Annotated in this window: 20 protein-coding genes and 1 pseudogene; 10 read left to right on the plus strand and 11 right to left on the minus strand. The window is 69.9% G+C overall.

The genetic code is table 11. The features are described from left to right. The first annotated feature begins 136 nt into the window (after nt 1–136). Nucleotides 137–802 (plus strand): ribonuclease H family protein, encoded by a 666-nt coding sequence (locus HZS54_RS14135; RefSeq protein WP_179917761.1) that lies wholly within the window; start codon nt 137–139, stop codon nt 800–802. On the opposite strand, the gene HZS54_RS14140 is transcribed toward HZS54_RS14135, so the two are convergent. After that, nucleotides 799–1,158: a DUF8000 family membrane protein gene (locus HZS54_RS14140; RefSeq protein WP_179917762.1), complete on the minus strand. Its 360-nt coding sequence runs from the start codon at nt 1,156–1,158 to the stop codon at nt 799–801. The two genes, HZS54_RS14135 and HZS54_RS14140, sit on opposite strands and share 4 nt — an antisense overlap. 110 nt (nt 1,159–1,268) lie before the next feature. After that, nucleotides 1,269–3,536, minus strand: a complete 2,268-nt coding sequence (locus tag HZS54_RS14145) for an NADP-dependent malic enzyme (protein WP_179917763.1) — start codon at nt 3,534–3,536, stop codon at nt 1,269–1,271. A gap of 294 nt (nt 3,537–3,830) precedes the next feature. Here HZS54_RS14145 and HZS54_RS26070 point away from each other — a divergent pair, with 294 nt between their 5' ends. Together HZS54_RS26070 and HZS54_RS14155 are read left to right on the plus strand one after the other, a co-directional pair. Further along, complete coding sequence (locus HZS54_RS26070) at nt 3,831–4,676, plus strand: COX15/CtaA family protein (protein WP_218927073.1); 846 nt, start codon at nt 3,831–3,833, stop codon at nt 4,674–4,676. A 68-nt stretch (nt 4,677–4,744) separates the two neighbouring features. Further along, on the plus strand, nt 4,745–5,053 hold the full coding sequence (locus HZS54_RS14155; protein ID WP_179917764.1) for a hypothetical protein: 309 nt from the start codon (nt 4,745–4,747) through the stop codon (nt 5,051–5,053). Between the two features lie 193 nt (nt 5,054–5,246). Here the strand turns inward: HZS54_RS14155 and HZS54_RS14160 are convergent, their stop codons facing one another. From HZS54_RS14160 to HZS54_RS14175, 4 genes are all read right to left on the minus strand, one after another. After that, nucleotides 5,247–5,750 carry a hypothetical protein gene (locus tag HZS54_RS14160; protein ID WP_179917765.1) on the minus strand — a complete coding sequence of 168 codons (504 nt, stop codon included), beginning with the start codon at nt 5,748–5,750 and terminating at the stop codon, nt 5,247–5,249. Nucleotides 5,751–5,898: 148 nt separating this feature from the next. After that, the gene (locus tag HZS54_RS14165; protein ID WP_179917766.1) at nt 5,899–7,398 is read right to left on the minus strand and encodes a replication factor C large subunit; all 1,500 of its coding nucleotides are present in this window, start codon (nt 7,396–7,398) and stop codon (nt 5,899–5,901) included. A gap of 43 nt (nt 7,399–7,441) precedes the next feature. After that, entirely contained in the window at nt 7,442–7,813 is a 372-nt protein-coding gene (locus HZS54_RS14170) for a PIN domain-containing protein (protein ID WP_179917767.1), read from the minus strand. Next, on the minus strand, nt 7,814–8,044 hold the full coding sequence (locus HZS54_RS14175; protein WP_179917768.1) for an AbrB/MazE/SpoVT family DNA-binding domain-containing protein: 231 nt from the start codon (nt 8,042–8,044) through the stop codon (nt 7,814–7,816). Between the two features lie 155 nt (nt 8,045–8,199). Here HZS54_RS14175 and HZS54_RS14180 point away from each other — a divergent pair, with 155 nt between their 5' ends. Further along, a complete protein-coding gene (locus HZS54_RS14180; RefSeq protein WP_179917769.1) occupies nt 8,200–9,324 on the plus strand; it encodes a YihY/virulence factor BrkB family protein in 1,125 nt (374 codons plus the stop codon). A gap of 68 nt (nt 9,325–9,392) precedes the next feature. Here HZS54_RS14180 and HZS54_RS14185 read toward each other — a convergent pair whose 3' ends face one another. Beyond that, the gene (locus tag HZS54_RS14185) at nt 9,393–10,295 is read right to left on the minus strand and encodes a mechanosensitive ion channel family protein (RefSeq protein WP_179917770.1); all 903 of its coding nucleotides are present in this window, start codon (nt 10,293–10,295) and stop codon (nt 9,393–9,395) included. Between the two features lie 149 nt (nt 10,296–10,444). Between HZS54_RS14185 and HZS54_RS14190 the strand changes: the two genes are divergently transcribed. From HZS54_RS14190 to HZS54_RS14200, 3 genes and pseudogenes are all read left to right on the plus strand, one after another. After that, nucleotides 10,445–11,002 carry a DUF7978 family protein gene (locus HZS54_RS14190; RefSeq protein WP_179917771.1) on the plus strand — a complete coding sequence of 186 codons (558 nt, stop codon included), beginning with the start codon at nt 10,445–10,447 and terminating at the stop codon, nt 11,000–11,002. 87 nt (nt 11,003–11,089) lie between these two features. Further along, a complete protein-coding gene (locus tag HZS54_RS14195; RefSeq protein WP_179917772.1) occupies nt 11,090–11,791 on the plus strand; it encodes a helix-turn-helix domain-containing protein in 702 nt (233 codons plus the stop codon). A gap of 78 nt (nt 11,792–11,869) precedes the next feature. After that, a pseudogene (locus tag HZS54_RS14200) lies at nt 11,870–12,369 on the plus strand (GNAT family N-acetyltransferase). Between the two features lie 262 nt (nt 12,370–12,631). Here HZS54_RS14200 and HZS54_RS14205 read toward each other — a convergent pair. The 3 genes from HZS54_RS14205 to HZS54_RS14215 all read right to left on the minus strand — a co-directional run bounded on the left by HZS54_RS14205 (nt 12,632) and on the right by HZS54_RS14215 (nt 15,284). Then, nucleotides 12,632–13,771: an acyl-CoA dehydrogenase family protein gene (locus HZS54_RS14205; protein ID WP_179917773.1), complete on the minus strand. Its 1,140-nt coding sequence runs from the start codon at nt 13,769–13,771 to the stop codon at nt 12,632–12,634. Between the two features lie 207 nt (nt 13,772–13,978). Continuing rightward, the gene (locus HZS54_RS14210; protein ID WP_179917774.1) at nt 13,979–14,752 is read right to left on the minus strand and encodes a hypothetical protein; all 774 of its coding nucleotides are present in this window, start codon (nt 14,750–14,752) and stop codon (nt 13,979–13,981) included. A gap of 58 nt (nt 14,753–14,810) precedes the next feature. Next, entirely contained in the window at nt 14,811–15,284 is a 474-nt protein-coding gene (locus tag HZS54_RS14215) for a DUF7523 family protein (RefSeq protein WP_179917775.1), read from the minus strand. A 125-nt stretch (nt 15,285–15,409) separates the two neighbouring features. Between HZS54_RS14215 and HZS54_RS14220 the strand changes: the two genes are divergently transcribed. Beyond that, complete coding sequence (locus HZS54_RS14220; protein WP_179917776.1) at nt 15,410–16,285, plus strand: CbiX/SirB N-terminal domain-containing protein; 876 nt, start codon at nt 15,410–15,412, stop codon at nt 16,283–16,285. A 13-nt stretch (nt 16,286–16,298) separates the two neighbouring features. Here HZS54_RS14220 and HZS54_RS14225 read toward each other — a convergent pair whose 3' ends face one another. Further along, complete coding sequence (locus HZS54_RS14225; RefSeq protein WP_179917777.1) at nt 16,299–16,457, minus strand: hypothetical protein; 159 nt, start codon at nt 16,455–16,457, stop codon at nt 16,299–16,301. Nucleotides 16,458–16,560: 103 nt separating this feature from the next. Here HZS54_RS14225 and HZS54_RS14230 point away from each other — a divergent pair, with 103 nt between their 5' ends. Beyond that, on the plus strand, nt 16,561–16,905 hold the full coding sequence (locus HZS54_RS14230; protein WP_179917778.1) for an ArsR/SmtB family transcription factor: 345 nt from the start codon (nt 16,561–16,563) through the stop codon (nt 16,903–16,905). Further along, the gene (locus HZS54_RS14235) at nt 16,902–17,273 is read left to right on the plus strand and encodes a DUF7521 family protein (protein WP_179917779.1); all 372 of its coding nucleotides are present in this window, start codon (nt 16,902–16,904) and stop codon (nt 17,271–17,273) included. Before HZS54_RS14230 ends, HZS54_RS14235 begins: the two co-directional genes overlap by 4 nt. The last annotated feature ends 38 nt before the right edge of the window (nt 17,274–17,311 follow it).

Raw genomic sequence — 17,311 nt, forward strand, 5'->3', positions numbered from 1 at the left:
TTCCGGGTCGAGCTCCGGGGCCGAACGGGCCCCACGTCGCGGTTCGTCCGGCCGAGCAGTCGAAACCGAGCGACCGGAACGGGACGACCCCCCGACTCCCCCGTACGTTTAAATTACCGTGCCACCAAGGAGTCGTATGGCCGCATACGGCCGGCCGACTCTTCGGGACCTGTTCGACGAGGCACCGACGCCGCACATCGCCCACCCGCCTCGTACGCACCACCGGGACTTCTATCTCGCTACCGACGGCTCCTATCGAGCCGCCGGTGGCACCGCGCCCGGCGACGACGCCCGCGAGTTCACCGGCGGGCTCGGCGTCGTCATCGAGACCCGCGACGGCGAGCGCGTCGCGCGGCTGTCGGTGCCCAACCGCGCCCCCGACAACAACGTCGCCGAGTACCGGGCGCTCCACCTCGGCCTCGACGTGCTCGCCGCCCGCTCGCCGGCGGACGCGAGTATCGGCGTCCTCATCGATCACGACGTCCTCGCCGAGAACGTCAACGCCGCCGTCCTGACCGACCGCGACCCGGAGCTGGAGCCGACTCACTCGGTGACCCACCCGCCCGCGATCGGCCTCCACTGGCGGGGCATCAGCTCCCGGCTGCGCGACTTCGCGGAGATCCGCGCCGCCCGCATCGACAGCGGGTACAACCCGGCCCACCCGCTCGCCAACGCCCCCGACGAGTACGCACACGTCAACAGCGAACCCGACCGCTGTCTGCTCCCCGACGAACCCGCCACCGCCGGCGACGACCGCTACCCGCCGCCCTCTCGAGCCGACCGCGGCAGCGCGAGCGACTAGTCGCGGTCGTCCCCGTCATCGTACAACCGTTCGATGGACCGCTCCCAGCTGTGCCGAGCCAGCCCGCCGTAGCCCGCGAACCGCCCGAGATACTGGTCGCGCGGCACCGGTCCCCACCACTCCCCGTCGGCCGTCCGGAGATAACGGACCCACTTCACCGTCAGGGCCGCCCAGAGGACCGCGAATACCACCGGCCAGACCGTGCCGTTCGCTCGCGGGACGGTGATGCCGAGCGCGAGGAGCCCCTTCCAGAGCGCGAACGCCCCGACGAACAGCACCGCGAACACGAAGGAACTCGACAGCAGATACTGGAACGCCCGCGTCGGCGCCCCGGAGATGTCGACGGTCTTGTCCATCGCTACGTGTTCGGAGCGACGAGTACGCGAATAAAATATCTTGTGCGGCGCAGTGAACCGCCGCCCTCACTCAGTTCGAGCGGTGAACCGGCGCCTGCGGCGCCGGACGCCTACTCCTCTTCTTCCTGCTGCTGGGCGTCGACGACGGCCGCCGCGCCGAGGTTGACGATGTCCTTGACCTCGTCGCCCCGCTGGAGGACGTGGACGGGCTTGTCCATGCCGACCAGCATCGGGCCGATGGCGTCGGCGCCGCCCAGGCGCTGGAGGAGCTTGTAGCCGATGTTGCCGGCTTCGAGGTTCGGGAACACGAGGACGTTCGCCGGGTCTTCGAGGTCGGCGAAGTCGTAGGTGCCGTTGAGGATGTCCTCGACGACGGCGGTGTCGGCCTGCATCTCCCCGTCGACCGGGAAGTCGACCTCGGGGTCGTCGTGGAGGTCGCTCACGGCGCCGCGGAGCTTCGCGGTGCCCTCGTTCTCGACGCTGCCGAAGTTCGAGTACGACAGCAGGGCGGCGCGGGGCTCGATGTTGAAGTCCCGCGCGAGGCTCGCGGTGTGTTTCGTGACCTCCGAGAGCACGTCCGAGTCGGGGTCCAGGTTGACCGTCGTGTCCGCGCAGAAGACGACCTGGTTCTTGAACGTCAGCATGTAGACGCCGGCCGCGTAGTCGGCGTCCGGTGCGGTGCCGATGACCTCCAGCGGCGGGCGCAGCGCCGAGGGGTAGTGATGCGTGAGGCCGGTTAGCATCGCGTCGGCCTCGTCCTGCTCGACCATCACGCTGGCGAGGTAGTTGGTGTCGTTCTCGATGAGTTCGGATGCCTCGCTGCGGGTGATACCCTTGCGCTGGCGGAGCTCGTGGAGCCGCTCGGCGTACTCCTCGTAGTCGCCGCTCTCGGGGTCGACGACCTCCGGCTCGAACTCCAGTCCGAGGTCGGCCTTCGTCGTCTCGATCTCCTCGCGCTCGCCGATGAGGACGGGCTCGGCGATGCCCTGCTCCTGCAGCTGGAAGGCCGCGCGGATCATCTTCTCGTTGGCGCCCTCGGCGAGGGCGAGGCGCTTGGGGTCGCTCTGGGCCTTGTTCAGCACCACGCGCATCATCTCGCGGGACTTGCCGAGGCGGGCCTCCAGCGTCTCGACGTACTCGTCGACATCGAGTTCCGCGCGGGCCGCGCCGGACTCCATGGCGGCCTCGGCGACGGCGGGCGCCACCTCGAAGAGCACGCGCGGGTCGACGGGCTTGGGGATGATGTACTCGGGGCCGAACTGCAGCGGCTGGTCGCCGTAGGCCTTGACGACCTCGTCGGGCACGTCCTTGCGAGCGAGTTCCGCCAGCGCCTCGGCGGCCGCGCGCTTCATCTCCTCGTTGATGTCGGTCGCGCGGACGTCGAGCGCGCCGCGGAAGATGAACGGGAACCCGAGGACGTTGTTGACCTGGTTGGGGTAGTCCGAGCGGCCGGTGCCCATGATGACCGTGTCGTCGCGGGCGGACTTGGCGTCCTCGTAGGTGATCTCGGGGTCGGGGTTGGCCATCGCGAAGATGACCGGGTTCTCGTTCATCGACCGGACCATCTCCTGGGAGACGATGCCGCCGATCGACAGGCCGACGAACACGTCGGCGTCGTCCATCGCGTCGGCCAGGTCCCCTTCGGGCACGTCGCGGGCGAACTGGCGTTTGTACTCGTTGACGTCGCCGGCCTCGGCGCGCTCCTCGGTGATGATCCCCGAGGAGTCACACATGAGGATGTTCTCCTTCTTGGCGCCCAGCGAGACGTAGAAGCGGGCGGTCGCGATGGCGCTCGCGCCGGCGCCGGAGAAGACGATCCGCATGTCTTCGAGGCTCTTGCCGCTAATCTCGGCGGCGTTGAGCAGGGCCGCGCCGGAGATGATGGCGGTCCCGTGCTGGTCGTCGTGGAACACGGGGATGTCCATCCGCTCACGCAGTTGCTCCTCCATGACGAAACACTCCGGCGCGCTGATGTCCTCCAGGTTGATCCCGCCGAAGGTCGGCTCCATGGCGGCGACGGCGTCGATGAAGGCCTGGGTGTCGTGTTCGTCGAGTTCCACGTCGAACACGTCGATGTCGGCGAACCGTTTGAACAGCACGCCCTTGCCCTCCATGACGGGCTTGGAGGCCTGCGCGCCGATGTCGCCGAGGCCGAGGACGGCCGTCCCGTTGGAGACGACCCCGACCATGTTGCCCTTCGCCGTGTACTCGTAGGCGTCGGCCGAGTTCTCGTCGATCTCCAGACACGGCGCCGCGACACCCGGCGAGTACGCCAGCTGCAGGTCACGCTGGGTGTTCGTCGGCTTGGTCGTCGCGATCTCCAGTTTCCCGGGCGGCTCTGTGCGATGATACTCCAGTGCGTCCTCGTCGAGTCCCATATCCGATCCGCGGACGGGACCGGCAAAAACTTTCGCGTTGGGCCAAATGACGACTGGAAGAACGTCGTTCGTCGAAGTCGTGACGCGGTGATTTCCACGGCCGAGCGACCGTGAAAGCCGCCTACCCGCTCGGGAACGCGTTCCGCGGCCGGGAACGGTGTCGGGACGCCGTTCACCGGTGGGGATCGGTGGCACGGGCTCGGGTCCCGGAGCGGGGACGCGACGGTCCGGCTGGGGTGGGTCGGCGGCGTGGAAATGAGGGGAGTAAAGTCCGTGGGCGTCCAAGCGCCGCGCATGACCCGCCGCTTCCGGACCCTCGCGGGCGTCACGACGGCGCTGACGTTCGTCCTCATCCTGCTCGGTCTGCACACCGGCTCGACCGGTGGCGGGCTCTCCTGCGGGACTCGATGGCCGCTGTGCGACGGCTGGCTGGGCCTGTTCCCGGCCAACTGGGCGAGCTTCTTCGAGTGGTTCCACCGCTTCGTCGCGATGGTCGTCGGCTTCCTGCTGCTGGGGTGGCTCTACGGCGTCTGGCGCTGGCAGGACGACCGCCGCGTCCGCTACAGCGTCACCGCCGCCATCGCGATCCTGCCCGTCCAGATCCTCCTCGGCGGCGTCACCACGACCGCCGGCGGCATGTTCCCCCGCGGATTCAACCCCGCGATCATGACGGCCCACTTCACCACCGCGACGGTCATCTTCGCCTTGCTCGTCTACGCGACGGCCCGGATGTTCGGCGCGCCCGGCGTCCAGTGGGTTCGCACGGTCGCCGGTCTGGCCGGCGGCCTCGTCGCCTTCCACGCCGTCTTCGACTTCGTCCCCGTGTTCGGCCACCCGCCGACCAACCAGATCGCCTACTACGCCGCTTCCTTCGCCCTGTTGGCCGCGTTCGTCGCGCTGCTCGTCTGGAGCGAGGACGCCGTCGACCCCGCGAACCTCCTCCGGTTCCGCGCGGTCGCCGCCGCCGGCACCGCCGTCCTCTACGTCGACATGGTACTGAGTCGCCACCTCTGGGGCGTCCCCGACGTCGTCGGCACCGCGACGACGTTCGTCCTCGCCGCCCTCGTCGTCGGCCTCTCGTTCGTCACCGACCGGACCGTCGCCGACGCCGGCGGCCTCGGCACTCAGCGCGCGGACTGACCACCTTCCCACCGGTTCCGCCCGATCGGCCCACAGACACTTACCCCCGCCCGACGAACGCTCGCCCGATGGTCCCCGAGATCGTCGACTACGCGCTGGTCGTCGCGTACCTCCTCCTGGTCGGAGTGCTCGCGGTCCGGTACCGGCGCGGCGAGATAGCGGGCCGGAAACTACCGATCTACCTCGGGATGTGTCTCACCTGGCTGGCCTACGGTCTGCTTCAGGTGGCGGGGGACGGACCGGTCCCGACCGGGACGACGCTGAACGACGGGCTCGACGCGCTCGCGGTCGTCCTGCTCGTCGCCGGGATCTACCTGCTCTATCGGGGCTGGCGGCACGGTGGCGACGGGACAGAGTCGTCCGCGGCGAGCGGGTGAGCGATTCGGTGCAACGCGGTTGTCGTATATGAGAAACCCGAGCGGTGATGGTACACGAAATCAGAGAGCCGGGACCGGGAGCCGTCCACCTCGGTGAACTCGACGGGATCGTCGTCGCCGGCGGTTCCGACGCCCAGCGCGCGGACTGACCGCGTCGAATCGGACCACCGTCCCGCGTGGGGAATCGCCGCCGTTACGGGGTGTTCGGCCCGTCCTCGACGTTGCCGGAGTCGACGACCCTCCGACCGGTCCACCGTTGTACCGCGACGCGCACCACGCCGGTCACCAGGCCCGCGACGGCGCCCAGCGGAACGGTGAGCCAGCCGACGAACAGGAGGCTGTAGACCGACATGAACGGCGTCAGGAACACCGATCCCCCCGCCTGCACCTCCAGGTCCAGTATCGGCCCGAGGAACCACGCGACGGGATGCGCGAGGACACCGGTGAGTACCCCGGCCGCCGCGCCACCGAGTATCGGCCGTCCGCCGGCGTACCGTTCGACGCCGAGCCAGCTCGCCGCGCCGACGATTCCGGCCGCCAGGAGACTCGCGAGTGCGAGCGACCCGTCGCCGCCCGAGACGGACGGCCAGCCGAACCACGGCACGACGAACACCGCCGCAGACGCCGCGAACACGACCCCCGCGAACGCCGCCCACCCCACCGCCTCGCTCCCGGATCGCTTCGTCTCTCCGCTCATCTCTCGTAGCTACGACGCCCTGCCGTAATATCCTATCGCTCATCGAATATGTCACCGGCCGGCGAGCGCACACTGGTTCGGTAGTGAAGCGTCCGGCGGGAGCGGGCGAGAGCGGAATCGGGTGGGTGGCCGCGTCACCCGGTGGGCTTCACATGAAGTCCGTGAGTCCGGCCTGGTCGTCGTCTTCGTCGTCCGTCGAGTCGGCCGGGGCGTCCGTCTCGGCGTCCGCCGGTTCGTCGGTGGCCGACCCGTCCAGCGACGCCTGTGCGGACTCCGGTTCGCCGTCGTCCTCGGCGTCCGCCTCCTCGGAGTCGGTCGTCTCCTCGCTCCCGCCCGCGTGGGCGTCGTCGAAGGCGCCTCCGGCGTTCTCGACGGCTCGTTCCTCGCGCAGGCGCTCGGCGTCCTCGACGATCGACTGGACCTTGTTGGTGTCCTCGCCGCTGCCGGTGATAAAGGAGACGTGCTTGGCTTCCAGTTCGTACTTCGCGGCCATCGCGACGGTGAGTTCGCGGTTCTTGCAGTGGTGGGTCATCACCGAGAGGTGCGGGAGGATCTCCCGGCGGGCGGTCGACATGCTGACGCCGCCGGCCTCGGCGATCCGTCGGGCGACGTAGTCCCGTTTGTTCCGGGTCCCCCGGGAGCGGCCGAGCTTCGACCAGTAGCTCGGCGGGCCGTAGCGGGTCCACCCGCCCTTGGGCTCGCGGCGGGCCGCGGCGACGCCGGCGGTCATGTTGTCGCCCGCGTAGCGCCAGAACGTGTAGTTCTGCGTCGCGCGCACGCGACCGAGCCAGCGGTCCGCGTTCGCGAGGAAGTCGTAGGCGACCGCCAGCTCCTCGCCCTCGTAGTCCTTGGGCATGTTGTCCTCGATCCAGTTGATCAGGTCGTCGGGCGTCTCGTCCACGTCGTAGGAGGCCTTCAGCGCCTCCTCCGCGCCGGCCTCCTTGATCACCGTGTCGAGATAGTCGAACACGCCCTCCGTCTTGTCGCGCTCGCCGGTCACCACGTCGTCGGCGCCGATGCGGTCGCGGCCCTCGGCCATCGCTTGGAGGTCCTTGATCGCGCCACGCAGGTCGCCGCTGTTCATCTCGGCGATCTGGTCGAGCGCCGCGTCGTCGTACTCGACGCCCTCCTTCCGGCAGAGGTCCCGCAGCACCGGGACGATCGACCGCTTGGACACGTCGCGGAACTCGATCTCCTGGCAGGCGTTGCGGAGGCCCGACGACATCTCGTAGAAGTCGTTGGCGATGAGGATCATCGGCTGGCTGGCCTCCTTGACCAGCGAGGTGATCGCCGCCGACCCGCCCCGGTCGACGTTGCCGTGGAGGTTGTCGGCCTCGTCGAGGATGACCACCCGGCGGCCCGCCTCGCCGGCGGTGAGCGTCCCGGACTTGGCGGCCTCGCCGGCGACCCGCTCGATCACGTCCTTCGTCCGGGAGTCCGAGGCGTTGAGTTCGATGGTCGCCCACCCCTCGTCGCTGGCCAGCGCGTGGGCCGCGGAGGTCTTGCCGATCCCGGGCGACCCGTGGAGCACGACCGCTTCCCGGTGGTCCTCCCAGGTGTCGGCCCACTCCTGCAGGGCGTCGCGGGCCTTGTCGTTCCCCCGGATCTCGTCGAGCGACGAGGGCCGGTACTTCTCCGTCCAGTCCATTGGGAGAACGCAGGCGTGTGAGGGGGTTAGTGGTTTCGGAGCGCTACTCTTCGACGCTCCGCAGGTCGAGCCGCGGCGCGAACTCGTCGTAGGCGCCGTCGCTAGAGACGATTCGGTCCCCGTCCGAGTGGACTAGATGCAACGCATCGAACGGCGTCAGTCCGTGATCCGCTACGTAGGAGGCCGCCGCGACGACCGCGTCCACGTCGCCACGGACCGTCACCAGGGCGGCCGCGTTCGCCACCACTCGTTCCACGTCGCGGTCCTCGCGGTAGGCCACGAGAAGCAGTTCGACGAGCGCGAACTGCGATGTCCACAGTTCGTCCTCGTGTTCCCGGTAGACCGCTTCGGCCCGATCCCCGAGCCAGTCGTCGTCCTTGATCAGCGCGAGCAGGAAGTCGGTCTCGACGTACATTCAGCGACCGGCCCCGTCCAGCGCCTCCTCGCGCGCCCGCTCGCGGAGTTCGTCGGCCGACTCGTCGACGTCCGCGAACTCCTCCCGGAGCGCGTCGAGCGGGTCGTCGGCGATCGGGACGAGTTTGATCCCGTCGTGGAGTTCCACGATCCGGTAGCGGTCTCCGTACCGCTCCCGAGTGTCCTTCGGCAGCGTCAGTCGTCCCCTATCGTCCAGCGTCGCGTCGGGCATATCGAGACGTTGGGTGGGGAAGTCAAAGAATGTTCCCACGCCTCAATTTCCGACCCACCCGAGACGCAGTGTCGGACGGGACGCCGACGACCGTGATCGACCGGCCACGCGTCCGCCGGCGCGCCGGTTTTCCGACCGCGGGCCCAACGGGCGACATGGTCACGTTCGGCGGCGCGCGCGACTTCGGAAAACGGGTCTACGCGGACTTCTCGGAGAAGAACGTGACGTTCATGGCGGCGGGGCTGGCGTACAACGCCTTCGTCTCGCTGGCGCCGCTGTTGCTCCTGTTGTTCGTCGTGCTCTCGGTCGTCGGCGGCGGGCTGGAGGAGCGCGTCGTCGAGGCCGCGGAGGCCTGGCTCCCCGGGCCCATCGCCGACGTCGTCGCGCAACTGTTCGCGGGCGACGCCGCGGCGGGCGGCGCGTCGGTCGTCGGCCTCGTCGTCCTCGTGTGGGGGGCGCTGAAGATCTTCCGCGGGCTCGACACCGCGTTCTCCGAGATCTACGAGACCGAGTCGGACAACGGCTTCACCGACAAACTGCGCGACGGCGTCGTCGTCATGGGGGCGCTCGTCGTCGCCGTCCTCGCGACCGTCGGCGTCAGTGCCGCCGTCGCCGTCTTCTCGGACACCGTCCCCTTCCTCGGACTGGTGACGCCGCTGGTGCTGGTCGCCGGGCTCGTCCTCGCCTTCTTCCCGATGTACTACGTCTTCCCCGACGAGGACCTCGGGTGGGCGGACGTGCTGCCGGGCACCGTCTTCGCCGCCGTCGGCTGGGCGATCTTCCAGAGCCTCTTCCAGGTGTACCTCGCCTTTAGCGACCCCGGGTCGAGCGGCTTCTTCGGCGGCGTCATCGTGGTCGTCACCTACCTCTACTTCACGGCGCTGGTGCTGTTGCTCGGCGCGGTGATAAACGCCGTGCGGGGCGGCCACTCTTCCGGACGACCCGGCGGCGTCGGCCGGGGCGCGGGCGGCTACGAGCGGAAGCGCCGGGCGTCGCTCGACCGCGCCGAACTCGACGCCTACCTGCGGGGACTCGACGAGCAGCTCACGGCCCGCTACGAGGCCACGAGGGCCCGTCCGGACGACGGGACCGACCGGCCGAAACCGACCGGCGAGGTCGACCTCGTGGAGTACGCGGCGGGCGACGGCGACGAGCGCCGGTGGACGGTCGAACTGAGCTGGAGCGCGCCGAGCGGTACCGGGGCCGGCGAGGACCCGTCCGGCGCCACCGGAGTCGGGAGCGACCGGCCCGGCGGTCGCCCGGACGGGGCGGACGACTGAGCCGCGGCCGCCGGCGAACCGGCGCTGCGGTGGCGCGGTCGTGCGGTGCGTGCGGTGCGTGCCGGCGCTCAGCGGTCGTCGTCGACGGCGATCCGCCCGCGGAGTTCGTGCTCCGACGCGGGGCTGACGGTGATGCCGGCCTCGTCGAATCGCCGTCTGACCCGCCGAGCGAACGCGGACCGGATCTCGAACACCGCCGGCTGGCTGGCGTCGTCGAGCCAGAAGTGGGCGCGCAGCCGGACCACCCCGTCGCCCAGTTCGTCGACGAACGCCACCGGCTCCGGCCGGTCGGCGGCACCGTCGAGCCCGCGAGCGACGGATTCGAGGATCTCGGTCGCCCGTTCCGGGTCGTCGGCGTAGTCGATGTCGACTCGCTCGACGACGCGGTAGCGGCCGCGTCCGAACGGGCGGGTGATCGCCTGGCTCGTCAGGACGGTGTTGGGGACGGTCACCAGCGCGCCGTCGGGGCTCTCGACGCGGGTGACCCGGAGGGTGATCGCCTCGACGGTGCCCTCGCCGTCGTCCCACTCGATGTAGTCGCCGACGCTGAACTCCGGGTCGAACACGAGGACGAGGCCGCCGACGAGCGATCCGACGACGGTCTGGGCCGCGACGCCGACCGCGAGCGTCGCCGCCGCGACGACCAGCGCCGAACTCGTGAGGACGTTCGCGAGGCCGGCCACGCCGGCGCCGACGACCACGGCGACCGCGAGGACGAGCACGCGGACGTAGCGGGCGATGGCGTCCTGCAACGTGGGGTTGTCGCGGTTCCGTCGCCGGACCGCGCGGCTGACCAGAGGTTCGACGACGACGAACCCGACGAGGACGACGACGGCGAATCCGACGAGGAACCACGCGGCGCGGACGACCACCGGTGCGAACTCGACCAGTTCCTCCGGACCGACGCCGGGCGTGGCCGTCCCGTTCCCGGGCGTGGTCTGGAGCGGAACGGACGCGGCGGGCGCGACCATGGCGGCGACCCGGGCGCCACGCTCAAAGGTAGCCACCGCGTACCGCGGTTCGACCGGACGAGCGCGGCCAGCGCGGGGGACCGACCGCCGAGCGAGGCGGCGTCCCCACGCCAGAAAGCATTTTCCGCAGGCCTCGCACGGTGGGGTGTATGGTAGACACGGATGCGAAACGAGCGGCCGGTCGCGGGCTGGCAGGGGGAATCGCCGCGTGGATACTCGGCTATCTCGTCGTATATCTCCTGCACGGGAGCTCGATCCAGAACTCGTTCGGGTCGGACGTGCTGGAGGTGTTCACCGGTGAGCCGGTCGCCTGGAAGCTCGTCGGGTGGCTGTTCTACAACGCGCACAACGTCGCCGTCCAGATATCGCTGTTCGGCCAGCGGTCGGTGAACCTCGTCGCCGGCGCGGAGGAGGCGGCGCTGACCGCGCTGTTCGCCCTCCCGCCGGTCCTGCTGGTCCTCGCGGGAGCGGTCGCGGCTTGGAACACCGCCGCGGACCCGACGACGGCCGCGCGCAACGGCGCCGCCGTCGCGCTGGGCTACCTTCCGCTGTCGCTCGCGGGCGCCGTCCTGTTCGCGATCGGGAGCGGCGACGGCGCCTCGGCCGGTCCCGCGCTCGTGACCGCCGTCCTGCTGGCGGGACTCGTCTATCCGCTGGTCTTCGGGGCGGTCGGCGGGCTGGCGGGCGGCCACCTCTCGGCCGACTAGCGGGGCCGACCCCGCCGGAGTCCGCGACGGACGGCCGCTCTCGGCGGTTCGACACGCTTTTATCGTCAGTCGTCGATGCTCGGGCAAATGGGAGAGCGCCGCGAGTTGGCCGAGAAGATCGCGGGCGAGATCGCCCTGAGCGACGACCCCGGCGGGACCCTCCGGAAGTGGCGCACCGACTTCGAAGTCGCCCAGACGGAACTGGCCGACCAGCTCGGCGTCTCGCCGTCGGTCGTCTCGGACTACGAGAGCGGCCGCCGCGAGAGCCCGGGCATCGGCGTCGTCAAGCGCACCGTCGAGGCGCTGCTGGCGATCGACGAGCGCCGCGGGGGCAGCCACATCCGTCAGCACGCCCGCGTCCTCTCGGCGGGGTTCGACGCCGACATCGTCCACGACCTCCGGGAGTACCCCGCCGCCGTCCCGGTCGACGACTTCTACGACGCCATCGGCGCCACCGAGATCGTCTCCGGCGCCCAGGAGACCGTCGCCGGCCACACCGTCATCGACAGCATCCAGGCCATCTCTCGGCTGTCCTCCGAGGAGTTCTACCGCCTGTACGGCCAGTCGACAAACCGCGCGCTCGTGTTCACCAACGTCACCAGCGGCGAGGGCGCGATGGTCGCCCTGCGGGTACTGAACCCGACGCCCAACGCCGTCGTCCTCCAGGGACTCGACGACGAGAGCGTCTGGCAACACGCCGGCGATCTGGCCCGCATCGACGGCTACTCGCTGGCCGCTTGCCCGACCGACTTAGACGAGATGCTCGCCCGCGTGCGCGATCTCCCGTAGCGTGCGGACGCTTCTCACACCGGAGGAACGCTGAAGGCGGTCGCCGGACTCGTCGGGCGTATGAGCGAACCGGTGTTCATGGCGGCCGAGCGGGTGACCTTCCACCCGATCGAGGAGGGCGACCTGGCGTTCTTCCGGGACCTGATCAACCACCCCGAGGTGCGCGAGGGGCTGGCGGCGACGGAGCCGCGCAACATGGCCGACGAGCGCGAGTGGTTCGAGTCGCTCGGTGAGGACGGCGTCCAGTTCTGCCTGCGCGTCGACGGCGAGCGAGTGGGGACGGTCAGTTTCCGGCAGTTCAGCGAGGAGTGGGGGACGGCCGAACTCGCGTACTTCCTCCACCCAGACCACTGGGGAACGGGTACGCCACCGAGGCCGTCCGCCGAATGGTGACCTACGGCTTCGAGGAGCGCCGCCTCGGCAAGGTCTGGGCGCGCGTGCTGGCGTTCAACGACGCCTCGACGCGCGTCCTGGAGAAGGCGGGCTTCGAACACGAGGGGACGCTGCCCGATCAGGCGTTCGCCCGCGGCGAGCGCGTCGACGTGGAGCGCTACGGCGTGCTCGCTTCCGAGTGGTGATAGAGCGGTAAGGCGAAGGCATCAGACACCAGTTCACCTTCCCGTTCTTCACTCCGCCAATTTGCTCAGTACAGCCATCTTTTTTGCCGGGGGCGTCGGCGCGAGCCGGCGGGCTCGCACCTCGACCCCCGGCAAAAAACATGGGTGAAAAAGGCCGGACGCAGCGGTCGCTTCGCTTCCTCGCGTCCGGTGAACCGGCGCCTCCGGCGCCGGACGATGCGCTACCCGAATACTCAGTATGCACGCTTACTAAGCAGAGGATCTACAATCCGAGTTCCCGCCCGAGGACCAATCTCTGTATCTCGCTGGTCCCCTCGCCGATCTCCATGAGCTTCGCGTCGCGGAAGAAGCGCTGAGGCGCGAAGTCGGTGGTGTAGCCGTAGCCCCCCAGGACCTGCACGGCGTCCTCGGCGACCTCCCGCGAGATCTCGGAGGCGTCGAGTTTCGCCATCGCGGACAGCCGCGTCACGTCCTCCCCGTCGTCGTACGCCACAGCGGCCTTGTGGGTCAGCAGGCGCGCCCGCTCGATCTTGCGGTCCATCGCGACGAGCATGTCCCGCACCGCGTCGAACTCGCCGATGGGCTGGCCGAACTGCTCGCGCTCTTTCGCGTATTCGAGCGCGGCCTCGAAGGCGCCCTGGGCGAGCCCCACTGACAGCGCGGCGATAGAGATGCGGCCGCCGTCCAGCGTCTTCTTCGTCTGGTCCCACCCCTCGCCGGGCTCGCCGAGCAGTCGGTCTTCGGGGAGGCGCACGTCCGAGAGCTGGATCTCGCAGGTCGGCGAGGCGTTCAGGCCCATCTTGTCCCACACCGTCGTCACCTCGAAGCCGTCGTCGTCGGGGTCGACGACGAACGTCGAGATGCCGTCGTAGCCCGCCTCGGGCTCGGTCACGGCCTTGACGAGAACCGAGCCCGCGACGTTCGCGTTCGTGATGAACTGCTTCGTCCCGTTCAGCACCCACTCCTCCCCGTCCCGCTCGGCCGTGGTGTCCATGTCCGAGGCGTCCGAGCCCGACCCAGGCTCCGTCAGCGCCCACGACCCCAGGTGCTCGCCGGTCGCCAGCGGTTCGAGCCACCGCTCTTTCTGGGCGTCGGTGCCGAACAGCTCGATGGGCTTGCTCGCCAGCGAGACGTGTGCGGCGTAGGAGAGGCCGATCGACCCGGACACCCGACCCAGTTCCTCCGTCACGAGCGCGTACATCAGCTGGTCGCCGCCGAGCCCGCCGTACTCCTCGGATATCGGCACGCCCATCACGTCCAGTTTCGCGAGTTCGTCGAACACCTCCGCCGGGAAACGGTGCTCGTCCTCGATCTCCTGGGCGATCGGCTCGATCTCCTCGTCGCAGAACTCCCGCACCGTCTCGCGGATCATCCGGTGTTCCTCGGGGAGGGTGAAGTCCATACGCAAATATTGCCGGCGGCGAGAATAAAGGCTGTGTCGGGGTGAGCGGCGACTCGTCTCCCGGCGGGAGCCGCTACGATGCGGCGCGCGCCGTCGGGCGGTGCGAGGCGGGGCCGGTGGAGTGCCTCGACGTGAACGGGAGGTTCCCGCCGCGAAGCGCCGTGGAGCCCCTTCGTACACAGTAGGTCGTTGACTCCCGACGACCGCTCACCCGAGGAACGGGACCCAGGGGATGGTGCCCTGGGTCATGTACACCATGTCGAGGATGAGCAGCAACTGGAAGGCGCCCTGAACGGCGCCGAGCATCGCGTTCTGTTTGCCGATGGAGGCGATGACCGACGCGTCGGGGTCTGCGGAGATCATCTCCATGTACATCCGAACTTCGCCGGGCATCAGGAAGCCGAAGCCCTGTACGGTCAGGATCGTGACGATGACCAGCGCGACGACGACCGTCGGCTGGGTCATCTGGAACTCGCCGATGGTGGTCGCGACCCAGGCCAGCGATCCGACGGTCGCGACGGCGAAGACCGCCTGCCAGCGGCGGTCGCGGTAGCAGTCGAGTCGCCTGCCGATCAGCAGCAGCGTCGGGATCAGGTTCGCGGCGGTAAAGAGCGCGAGCCACGGCTCGGCGTGGGTGAACACGCCGATCCGCTGGGCGAGCGCCAGTCCGGAGGCGATGGTGACGGTGGCGAGCGACGGGAGGAAGAAGGCGGTCTTGGGAGTCAACCGCCGGAAGACGGCGGCGCTCTGCTCGTCGTCGAGGCCGCCGACGACGGGCCCGAGGACGGCGCCGATGAAGATGTCGGTGCCCGTCCACAGCACGCCCGCCATGACGTGGACGTAGGTGTGGTTCTGGACCGATGCGACCGTGAGGGCGTACCCGAGCGCGGCGAGCGGCAGGAAGACGACCGCGACCGCGAACGCGGGGTTCGCCCGTCGCCCGAGGCCGCCCACCGTGCCCCTGATCGTCGTCGTCGACACGTCACTCAATCGCCGAATATCCGTGTTAAATCTACGGGTGGCCGTTCGAACGGCGAGCCTACGCCGCGAGCGCGTCCTCGACCGCGCGCACCGCGTCGGGACCGTCGCGCCGACCGACCACGACCACGAGCGACCCGCCGCCCGCCGCGGCCGCTTCGACGGACACCTCGGCGGTCTCCAGCCGGCCGAGCACCTGCCGGAGCGCCGCGGCGTCGGCCGCGCCGCCGGCGGTAATAGCCGTGAGCGACCCCTCGTCGGGAACGAGCGCCAGATCCCCGACCGCGAGGACGGCGTCGGCCGGGTCGCCGTCGCCGAGGCCGCTCTCCATGCTCACCGGCGGGGCGTCGCCCGGCCGCTCGTACTCGGGGAGGTCGTCGGCGAACCGGCGGAGCGCGGCGACGACCGCGTCGGTCTCGCCCTCGACGTCGAGAAAGCGGGCGACGGCGGTGTAGTTGACCACGCGCGCACGGAGCGCGTCGTGGAGGAACGGGTGGCGCCGGACGGCCTCGCGGGTGTCCGCGGCGAGTGTCATACCCGCCGGATGGACGGCGGGCGCGAAAAATCCCCCGGGGTGCGGTCGACAGCCCGACGCTCCGGCCGGCCCCGTCGGCGAAGGCCAACGACACCCCTTTGGGGGCCTCGTCCGTACGCGCGGGTATGGAAGCGCTCGTCATCGTCGCCCACGGCTCGCACCTCAACGCGGGGTCGAGCGCGCCGACGTTCGACCACGCGGACACCGTCCGCGCCACCGCCGCCTTCGACGAGGTCCGGGAGGGGTTCTGGAAGGAAGAACCCTCCTTCCGCGAGGTCCTGCGGACCGTCGAGAGCGACGAGGTGTACGTCGTCCCCCTGTTCGTCTCGGAGGGATACTTCACCGAGGAGGTCATCCCGCGGGAGTTGCGCCTCGACGAGTGGGACCCCGAGGCCTGGGACTCCGACGGCACCAGCGCCACGCACGCGACGCTCCGGCCGACCGACGTGGACAAGACGGTCCACTACTGCGGCCCGGTCGGCACCCACGAAGCGATGAGCGACGTGATCGTCCGCCGCGCGGAGTCGGTGACCGGCGACCCCGATGTCGGGGACGGATTCGGTCTCGCCGTCGTCGGCCACGGCACCGAGCGCAACGAGAACTCCGCGAAGGCCATCGAGTACCACGCCGACCGCATCGCCGAGATGGACCGGTTCGACGAGGTGAAGGCGCTGTTCATGGACGAGGACCCCGAGGTCGACGACGTGACCGACTTCTTCGACAGCGAGGACGTGGTCGTCGTTCCCCTCTTCATCGCCGACGGGTATCACACCCAGGAGGACATCCCCGAGGACATGGGTCTGACCGACGACTACCGCGAGGGGTGGGACACCCCCGCCGAGGTCGACGGCCACCGGATCTGGTACTCGGGGGCCGTGGGGACCGAGCCGCTGATGGCCGACGTGGTACTCGAACGGGCCGCCGACGCCGGCGCCGACGTGGCCGACGCCGTCGAGCGCGTGCGAGCGGAGACCGGGAGCGCGGAGCCCGCGGACGACTGAGCGGCGCGGCCGACTACGAGCCGTCGGCGTCGGTCTCGTCGTCGGCGAGCGCCGACCGGATCTCACGCAGCGAGTTGATGCCGTACAGTCCGAGCGCGAGCCACGCGATCGAGAACACGACACCGAGGACGGCGAACGCGAGGCCGAGGGTGGTTTCGTCGAGTGCGACCATTGCGGTCGATCCTACCGCGCCGAACCAGTTAAGGGGGTAGCCACGGCTTCATCGAGTGAAGTCGAGCCACTGGCTTGACACTCCGAGCGGACGGTGGATACGTGTGGATGAGGACACCGACATCGACACCGTGGCGTCGCTGCTCGGCGACGACTGCGCGCGGACGATCCTCGAAGCCACGGCCGCCGAGGCGCTCTCGGCGGAGGAACTCGCCGAGCGCTGTTCGGTGTCCGGGCCGACCGTCTACCGCCGGCTGGAGACGCTGCGCGAACAGGACCTGGTCGCCGAGCAGACCCGCGCCGGCGAGGACGGCCACCACTACAAGGTGTACACCGCGACGCTCGACCGCGCCGTCGTCGACCTCACCGACGAGGGCTTCGAGATACGGCTCAGCCGCCGCGGGCGGATGGCCGACCGGTTCACCGAGTTCGTGGAGGACCTGAGATGAGCGCACCGACCCCCTTCGGCGGAGCCGAACCGACCGCACCGCTGCACTTCGCGGCGACCGCCGACGGCCTGATCCCCGGGCTCACGACCGCCACCATCGCGATCCTCGGATTCGCCGTCGGATACGTCGCCTACCGGGGGTACCGCCGCAACGAGAGCCTGCCGATGCTGTTCGTCGCCGCGGGCTTTCTCGTCGCCTTCTGGACGCCCGGCGTCCTGTTCGGCGGATTCGCCGCCCTCGACGCGGTCGCGACGTTCGCGCCCGGACTGCGGTCGACCGTCCGCACCGCGCTGGCGCTGGCCGCGGACCTCGCGACGATCGTCGGGCTCTGCTGTATCCTCTACGGGCTGTGGATGCCCCGGCGGTGAACGGCGTTCGTCGCAGACGGAGGGCTTTATTCCGAGCC

Origin of the sequence: Halosimplex pelagicum, assembly GCF_013415905.1 — an archaeon.
GTDB classification, from domain to species: Archaea; Halobacteriota; Halobacteria; order Halobacteriales; family Haloarculaceae; genus Halosimplex; species Halosimplex pelagicum.